Raw genomic sequence first — 7,043 nt, 5'->3', positions numbered from 1 at the left:
CGTAGCGCCAGCGCAGACCCTAACCGACAAGGAATACCAGATCATGCGCGATGCGAGCATCGCCGTGCTGCGTGAGATTGGTGTGGACACGGGCGGGTCGAACGTGCAGTTTGCGATCAACCGAAAGATGGGCGCATGATCGTGATCGAGATGAACCACGGGTCTCGCGCTCCTCGGCGCTGGCGTCAAAGGCGACGGGATTTTCCATCGCAAGGTGGCTGCAAAGTTGGCCGGGGCTACACGATGGATGAGTTGCGCAACGAGATTACGGGTGGCGCGACTCCCGCCTCCTTCGAGCCGACAATTGATTATGTTGTCACCAAAGTGCCGCGCTTCGCGTTCGAGAAATTTCCCCAGCCGATTCGCACCTGACCACGCAGATGAAATCAGTGGGAGAGGTCATGGCGATCGGCAGCACCTTTCAGGAGAGTTTCCAGAAAGCGCTGCGTGGCTTGGAAGTCGGTGTGGACGGATTGAATCAAAAGACGACCGATCGCGAGACCTTGGAACGCGAGCTCGGTGAGCCAGGTCCCGAGCGCATCTGGTACTTGGGTGATGCGCTCGCACAGGGTTTAGTCTCGATGACGTGCATCAACTCACCCGTATTGACCCGTGGTTCCTTGCGCAAATCAAAGACATCGTCGACATCGAACTGCAACTAGACAACGAGCATTTGGATGCGATTGACGCTGAGACCATGCGCTGGCTAAAGCGCAAGGGTTTTCCGACCGCCGTCTGGCGTATTTGCTCAAAAGTACGGAAAGCGGCGTACGCAAGCGCCGGCACGAACTGGGCATACGCCCGGTGTACAAGCGGGTGGACACCTGCGCCGCTGAATTTGCCACGCAGACGGCGTATCTCTACTCGACCTATGAGGACGAGTGCGAGGCGGAACCGACCACACGCAAAAAGATTATGGTGCTCGGCGGCGGGCCCAACCGTATCGGGCAAGGCATTGAATTCGACTACTGCTGCGTACACGCGGCACTGGCATTGCGCGAAGACGGCTTTGAGACCATCATGGTCAATTGCAATCCCGAGACCGTTTCCACGGATTACGAACCTCGGATCGCCTGTATTTCGAGCCACTTACACTTGAAGACGTGCTCGAAATCGTCGACAAGGAAGGGCCGACAGGGGTGATCGTGCAGTATGGTGGGCAAACGCCGCTCAAGCTCGCGCTCGCGCTGGAGGCGGCCGCGTGCCAGTGATTGGAACGAGCCCGACATGATTGATGCAGCGGAAGACAGGGAGCGTTTTCAGAAGCTCATCAATGATCTGGGGGCTGCTTCAGCCACCGAACCGCACGGCACGCTCAGAGAGTGAAGCCATCACCCGAGCAGAGGAAATTGGCTACCCGCTGGTCGTACGGCCGAGCTATGTGCTGGGTGGGCGGGCGATGGAAATCGTGCATGAGCAGCGTGACTTGGAGCGCTACATGCGGGAGGCTGTGAAGGTGTCCATGACTCTCCCAGTGCTCCTCGATCGCTTCCTGAATGACGCGATTGAATGTGACGTGGATGCAATCTGCGACGGGCAGGATGTCTATGTCGCTGGGGTCATGGAACACATTGAACAAGCAGGCGTGCATTCGGGCGACTCGGCTTGTTCGCTGCCGCCTTATTCACTGTCGGCAGCGACTATCGCCGAGCTTGAGCGTCAGACCGTGGCCATGGCGCGTGGCTTGAGCGTCGTGGGTCTGATGAACGTCCAGTTTGCGATCCAGCAGGATGGAGAGGAGGACCGTATCTTCGTGCTGGAGGTTAACCGCGCGCTTCGCGCACCGTGCCCTTCGTGTCGAAGGCAACAGGTCTGCAATTGGCCAAAGTCGCCGCACGCTGCATGGTGGGACAGACTTTACGGCAGCAGGCGATCCCGGCCAAGTCATCCCCGGTTACTTCAGCGTCAAAGAGGCGGTCTTTCCTTCGTCAAGTTTCCGGCGTGGATCCGATCCTTGGCCGGAAATGAAGTCGGACGGTGAGGTCATGGGTGTCGGCCGTAGCTTTGGCGAAGCCTTCGTCAAATCTCAAATTGCTGCCGGAACGCGTCTTCCCGATGCGGGCAAGATCGGCGGAGCCAAAGTATTTCTTTCGGTCAAAAATAACGACAAGGCGCGCATGGTTGAAGTTGCGCGTGATCTTCTGACGATGGGGTTCGCACTTACTGCGACGCGCGGTACCGCGGCAGCACTGGCGTCTGCGGGTCTGCCGGTTGAGGTTGTCAACAAGGTCACCGAGGGCCGCCCCAATGTCGTGGACATGATGAAAAATGGTGATATCGTCTTGGTCGTCAACACCGTCGAGGAGCGTCGCAATGCGATCGCGGACTCGCGTGCCATCCGCATTACGGCGCTTGCCAGTCGCGTCGCGACCTTCACACCATTGCTGGCGCCGAGGCCGCCGTTGAAGGCATGAAATGCCTGAGCAGCTTGGAGGTCTACCCGCTGCAGGCTTTACACGAATCGCTGCATTTGGCACACTGAAAACCAATCAGTCGAGCATCGCCGTGGCAGTGCGCTGCTGCGGCGTTTTTTTTTACATTGTTTTGTGGACACATGATTATGCCTACTCCCATGACTCGGCGCGGCGCCGAAAAGCTCCGGGCTGAACTGCAGCGCCTCAAGTCCGTCGATCGCCATGCGGTCATCCAGGCTATCGCGGAAGCACGCGCGCAGGGTGACTTGTCCGAAAATGCCGAATACGAAGCTGCAAAAGACCGCCAAGGTTTCATTGAAGGCCGCATCGCCGAAATTGAGAGCAAACTGTCGTCAGCGCAGGTGATCGACCCGGCCGAGTTGCACGCCGATGGTCGGGTGGTGTTGGCGCCACCGTGGAACTGTCCGACGAGGAAACAGGTGAATCGGTGCTCTACCAGATCGTCGGCGACGACGAGGCCGACTTGAAGCACGGCATGATTTCAGTCAGTTCCCCCATCGCGCGTGCGGCTGATTGGCAAGGAAGAGGGCGATATTGCGCAGGTTATGGCCCCGGCGGTGTGCGGGGGCTACGAGATTGTCAAGGTCCGATACGCATGAGCAATCTGCGCGCACGCTGGGTTCTCGCCGCACTATGGCTTGGCGGCTTGGCGCGGTGGGCTTAATCGGCGCCCCCACGGCTTTCGCGGTGCTGCCGGACCGGATGCAGGGAGCGGCCGTTGCCAGTCGCATGTTCTATCTGATGACGCTGGCGGCACTGGTGTCGGTTGCTTGCTGATTGATTCTGGAGCGTCACCATGCGCAGCCGCTGGCGGCGTCGAAACCGTTCTTCCTGGTCCTCGGTGGTCTGTTCTTTGCCGTGCTGGGGAGTTTGGGATCGTGCCTCGCCTCATTGCCTGGCTGCGGCAGCGCACGCACCTGATGCCGGGATATGGCATGCAATAGCCAGCTTGGTGTACCTGCTCCAAGCGGCCTGCGTGTTCGCATACGTCTGGATTCTGCCTGTCTCGGCAGCCGGCTCGGGCGGTGATCGTAGCCTCAGCCCAACCGATTTTCTTGATGCTTGACTGGCGCGGCTTGGCTCGCTTGACTTTGCCTGGCGGTCGTCGCCTGCTAAGCAGTCGGCTTGACCGCGCGCGCGGTGCGTGGCTTGAGGCTCCACGATTCAGCGCCGAGCCGGGCTGCGAGACAGGCAGAATCCAGACGTATGCGAACACGCAGGCCGCTTGGAGCAGGTACACCAAGCTGGCTATTGCATGCCATATCCCGGCATCAGGTGCGTGCGCTGCCGCAGCAGCAATGAGCGAGGCACGATCCCAACTCCCCCAGCACGGCAAAGAACAGACCACCGAGGACCAGGAAGAACGGTTTCGACGCCGCCAGCGGCTGCGCATGGTGACGCTCCAGAATCATCAGCAAGCAACCGAGCACCAGTGCCGCCAGCGTCATCAGATAGAACATGCGACTGGCAACGGCCGCTCCCTGCATCCGGTCCGGCAGCACGCGAAAGCCTGTGGGGGCGCCGATTAAGCCCACCGCGGCCAAGCCGCCAAGCCATAGTGCGGCGAGAACCAGCGTGCGCGCAGATTGCTCATGCGTATCGGACCTTGACATCTCGTAGCCCGCACACCGCCGGGGGCCATAACCTGCGCAATATCGCCCTCTTCCTTGCCAATCAGCGCACGCGCGATGGGGGAACTGACTGAAATCATGCCGTGCTTCAAGTCGGCCTCGTCGTCGCCGACGATCTGGTAGAGCACCGATTCACCTGTTTCCTCGTCGGACAGTTCCACGGTGGCGCCAAACACCACCCGACCATCGGCGTGCAACTCGGCCGGGTCGATCACCTGCGCTGACGACAGTTTGCTCTCAATTTCGGCGATGCGGCCTTCAATGAAACCTTGGCGGTCTTTTGCAGCTTCGTATTCGGCATTTTCGGACAAGTCACCCTGCGCGCGTGCTTCCGCGATAGCCTGGATGACCGCATGGCGATCGACGGACTTGAGGCGCTGCAGTTCAGCCCGGAGCTTTTCGGCGCCGCGCCGAGTCATGGGAGTAGGCATAATCATGTGTCCACAAAACAATGTAAAAAAAAACGCCGCAGCAGCGCACTGCCACGGCGATGCTCGACTGATTTGGTTTTCAGTGTGCCAAATGCAGCGATTCGTGTAAAGCCTGCAGCGGGTAGACCTCCAAGCTGCTCAGGCATTTCATGCCTTCAACGGCGGCCTCGGCGCCAGCATGGTTGTGAAGGTCGCGACGCGACTGGCAAGCGCCGTAATGCGGATGGCACGCGAGTCCGCGATCGCATTGCGACGCTCCTCGACGGTGTTGACGACCAAGACGATATCACCATTTTTCATCATGTCCACGACATTGGGGCGGCCTCGGTGACCTTGTTGAAACCTCAACGGCAGACCGCAGACGCCAGTGCTGCGCGGTACCGCGCGTCGCAGTAAGTGCGACCCCATCGTCAGAAGATCACGCGCACTTCAACCATGCGCGCCTTGTCGTTATTTTTGACCGAAGAATACTTTGGCTCCGCCGATCTTGCCCGCATCGGGAAGACGCGTTCCGGCGCAATTTGGAGATTTGACGAAGGCTTCGCCAAAGCTACGGCCGACACCCATGACCTCACCGGTCGACTTCATTTCCGGGCAAGGATCGGATCCACGCCGGGAAACTTGACGAGGGAAAGACCGCCTCTTTGACGCTGAAGTAACCGGGGTGACTTGGGCCGGGATCGCCTGCTGCCGTAAAGTCTGTCCACCATGCAGCGTGCGGCGACTTTGGCCAATTGCAGACCTGTTGCCTTCGACACGAAGGGCACGGTGCGCGAAGCGCGCGGGTTACCTCAGCACGAAGATACGGTCCTCCTCTCCATCTGCTGGATCGCAAACTGGACGTTCATCAGACCCACGACGCTCAAGCACGCGCCATGGCCACGGTCTGACGCTCAAGCTCGGCGATAGTCGCTGCCGACAGTGAATAAGGCGGCAGCGAACAAGCCGAGTCGCCCGAATGCCGCCTGCTTGTTCAATGTGTTCCATGACCCAGCGACATAGACATCCTGCCCGTCGCAGATTGCATCCAGTCACATTCAATCGCGTCATTCAGGAAGCGATCGAGGAGCACTGGAGAGTCATGGGGACACCTTCACAGCCTCCCGCATGTAGCGCTCCAAGTCACGCTGCTCATGCACGATTTCCATCGCCGCCCACCCAGACATAGCTCGGCCGTACGACCAGCGGGTAGCCAATTTCCTCTGCTCGGGTGATGGCTTCACTCTCTGAGCGTGCCGTGCGGTTCGGTGGCTGAAGCAGCCCAGATCATTGATGAGCTTCTGAAAACGCTCCCTGTCTTCGCTGCATCATCATGTCGGGGCTCGTTCCAATCACTGGCACGCCGGCCGCTCAGCGCGAGCGCGAGCGTTGAGCGGGCGTTTGCCCACCATACTGCACGATCACCCTGTCGGCCCTTCCTTGTCGACGATTTCGAGCACGTCTTCAAGTGTAAGTGGCTCGAGAATACAGGCGATCCGAGGGTGTCGTAATCCGTGGAAACGGTCTCGGGATTGCATTGACCATGATGGTCTCAAAGCCGTCTTCGCGCAATGCCAGTGCCGCGTGTACGCAGCAGTAGTCGATTCAATGCCTTGCCGATACGGTTGGGCCGCCGCCGAGCACCATAATCTTTTTGGTCGTGGTCGTTCCGCCTCGCACTCGTCCTCATAGGTCGAGTAGAGATACGCCGTCTGCGTGGCAATTCAGCGGCGCAGGTGTCCACCCGTTGTACACCGGGCGTCAGTGCCCAGTTCGTGGCCGGCGCTTGCGTACGCCGCTTTCCGTACTTTTGAGCAATACGCCAGACGGCGGTCGGAAAGCCCTTGCGCTTTAGCCAGCGCATGGTCTCAGCGTCAATCGCATCCAAATGCTCGTTGTCTAGTTGCAGTTCGATGTCGACGATGTCTTTGATTTGCGCAAGGAACCACGGTCAATACGGGTGAGTTGATGCACGTCATCGAGACTAAACCCTGTGCGAGCGCATCACCCAAGTACCAGATGCGCTCGGACCTGGCTCACCGAGCTCGCGTTCCAAGGTCTCGCGATCGGTCGTCTTTTGATTCAATCCGTCCACACCGACTTCCAAGCCACGCAGCGCTTTCTGGAAACTCTCCTGAAAGGTGCTGCCGATCGCCATGACCTCTCCCACTGATTTCATCTGCGTGGTCAGGTGCGAATCGGTTGGGGAAATTTCTCGAACGCGAAGCGCGGCACTTTGGTGACAACATAATCAATTGTCGGCTCGAAGGAGGCGGGAGTCGCGCACCCGTAATCTCGTTGCGCAACTCATCCATCGTGTAGCCCACGCCAACTTTGCAGCCACCTTGGCGATGGGAAATCCGTCGCCTTTGACGCCAGCGCCGAGGAGCGCGAGACCCGTGGATTCATCTCGATCACGATCATGCGCCCATCTTTCGGGTTGATCGCAAACTGCACGTTCGACCCGCCGTGTCCACACCAATCTCACGCAGCACGGCGATGCTCGCATCGCGCATGATCTGGTATTCCTTGTCGGTTAGGGTCTGCGCTGGCGCTACGGTAATGGA

2 protein-coding genes and 3 pseudogenes are annotated in these 7,043 nt (G+C 59.3%); 2 read left to right on the top strand and 3 right to left on the bottom strand.

Translation table 11 applies throughout. From position 1 onward, the window contains the following. Positions 1–2,482: pseudogene (gene carB / locus CD04_RS21210) on the top strand (carbamoyl-phosphate synthase large subunit); the annotation flags it as partial. A 72-nt stretch (positions 2,483–2,554) separates the two neighbouring features. Further along, positions 2,555–3,034, top strand: a pseudogene (gene greA, locus CD04_RS21205) (transcription elongation factor GreA). A gap of 672 nt (positions 3,035–3,706) precedes the next feature. Here the strand turns inward: greA (CD04_RS21205) and CD04_RS24280 are convergent. From CD04_RS24280 to carB (CD04_RS22845), 3 genes and pseudogenes are all read right to left on the bottom strand, one after another. Next, positions 3,707–3,970: a DUF4149 domain-containing protein gene (locus tag CD04_RS24280; protein ID WP_231480403.1), complete on the bottom strand. Its 264-nt coding sequence runs from the start codon at positions 3,968–3,970 to the stop codon at positions 3,707–3,709. After that, positions 3,961–4,485, bottom strand: coding sequence for a transcription elongation factor GreA (gene greA / locus CD04_RS0100010; protein ID WP_369792757.1), 525 nt, complete (start codon positions 4,483–4,485; stop codon positions 3,961–3,963). The genes CD04_RS24280 and greA (CD04_RS0100010) overlap by 10 nt, the downstream gene beginning before the upstream one ends. A gap of 91 nt (positions 4,486–4,576) precedes the next feature. Further along, positions 4,577–7,043, bottom strand: a pseudogene (gene carB, locus CD04_RS22845) (carbamoyl-phosphate synthase large subunit); the annotation flags it as partial.

Source organism: Thiomonas sp. FB-Cd (assembly GCF_000733775.1).
Lineage (GTDB): Bacteria > Pseudomonadota > Gammaproteobacteria > Burkholderiales > Burkholderiaceae_C > Thiomonas_A.
The sequence above is the reverse complement of the archived record's forward strand: the minus strand, read 5'-3'. Positions and strand labels throughout refer to the sequence as shown.